We start from the raw sequence: 1,674 nt of genomic DNA, 5'->3' as shown, positions 1-1,674 counted from the left end.
CACGAAATATCATCTTACAGTTATGGACGACAGGTATTAAAGCATATTATTAAGGCGATTTTTTATAAATTTTAAGTTCAAATTCCGTTCGGATAAAATTTCGATTTATTTTTCAGAAAGCGATCTAAAATTATTTAAAATTCCCCCGTTAACTTGGACTATCTAGCGTTTTGTTCGTGCGCTCGGTTTAAAATTTTAAATAACGTAAAATCCCAAATTCTCGTGCTTAAGGATAATTTTTCTGATCTCTTTTAGTAAGCTAAGCGAGGCTTCGATTTCGACGCGGCGGGTGCTTACGCTCTCGACGTTTGCGCCCACGCTTACATCTTTTGCGAGGGCGTATTTGTAGATGAAATCAAACATTTCCACGCACAGCGCTGTTGAACTTTGCAAGATATCGACGCTGCTTTGTAGCCGCTGCTGTAAAAAAACTGGCACCGAGATGCCAAGCCACTTCATAAACTCAAGCGTCTTTAGGCTGCCGCACGGCGTGAAAGTAAAGATTATCGGCACCTTTTTGCACTCCAAAGCGGCGTAATCGTCGATGAAATCTTTGGCATTTTGCACATTATAAACCGCCTGAGTGATAAAAAATTCGCACCCGTCTGCAGTCTTCTCCGCGATTTTTAGGTGCTCGTCGTGGCTCTTTTCATGGCGCTCGGGTATGCAGATGCCGCCTAGGCAAAGATGCGGCGCCACGAGCCGCTTGATCTCATAGGCGCGGCTTAGATGCAGTTTGCATTCTTCGTTTTTAGAGCTCGCCCCCACGAAAACGCCCAGCCCGCTTGCGGCATGCCTTAGAATTTCGCAAAATTCCGCCTCGTCGTATTTGCCTACCGCGCGGTAGATGATCGCTTCTTTATCGGTGTGCAGATACTGAGTGTAATAGCGCGCAGGATCGATCGTATGCACAAAAGGAAAGGTTCGCTCATCTTTTGTGCGCGCGCTTTCATCTTGTAGATCGTAGATGACGATACCGTCGCATTCGCATTCGCCTAGGCGCTGCGACCACGCCGCACCTAGGCGCTCGAGCTCGTCTTGAGAGGACGTGATTTTAGGCGGAACGATGCCATAGAGCAAAATTCCGCTTTTCCCATTTCTAATTTTTTCTTTTAACACTTGTTATTCCTTGATTTTTCGCGCATTTTAGCAAATTTAAATTTAAAAATTTAAATGATATAATGCCGCGCAAATTGCAAATTTAAGGAAGGCAATGAAAACGCTTCAAGAAAATTTAAAGCTTTTTTATCTGGGGCTTGAAAACGGCGAGCCGTTTTTGTATAAAAACAAGGATCTGACGACCCACGCGCTTATCATCGGAATGACCGGCAGCGGTAAAACGGGACTTGGCATCACGCTGCTAGAGGAAGCCGCGATCGATAATATCCCATCCATCATCATCGATCCAAAGGGCGATCTAACGAATTTAGCTCTTACCTTTCCGCAGATGAGGGCTGAGGATTTTGAGCCTTATATCGACGAGGCCGAGGCGCAAAACAAAGGTCTTAGCGTGCGCGAGTACGCCGAACAGACCGCGAATACTTGGCGAGAGGGGATCGAGGGCTCATATCAAGACCTGGCGCGAGTACAGCTTTTGAAAAACAGCGCTGATTTTAGAATTTATACGCCCAAATCAAGCGCAGGCCTTGGAATCAGCCTGCTAAGCGACTTTGA

The 1,674-nt window shown here is 45.8% G+C and carries 2 protein-coding genes; one reads left to right on the top strand and one right to left on the bottom strand.

Going from position 1 to position 1,674, the window contains the following annotated elements; all coding sequences use genetic code 11:
- Positions 1-195: 195 nt before the first annotated feature.
- On the bottom strand, positions 196-1,119 hold the full coding sequence (locus tag Q0256_RS07065) for a methylenetetrahydrofolate reductase (RefSeq protein ID WP_297961612.1): 924 nt from the start codon (positions 1,117-1,119) through the stop codon (positions 196-198).
- Positions 1,120-1,213: 94 nt separating this feature from the next.
- Between Q0256_RS07065 and Q0256_RS07060 the strand changes: the two genes are divergently transcribed.
- Positions 1,214-1,674 (top strand): DUF87 domain-containing protein (locus tag Q0256_RS07060; protein WP_297961608.1); only part of this gene is annotated, 461 nt, incomplete at its 3' end.

The sequence above is a fragment of the uncultured Campylobacter sp. genome (assembly GCF_937949835.1).
Lineage (GTDB): Bacteria > Campylobacterota > Campylobacteria > Campylobacterales > Campylobacteraceae > Campylobacter_B.
Note: the sequence above shows the minus strand (reverse complement) of the source record. Positions and strands in the feature narration are given on the sequence as shown.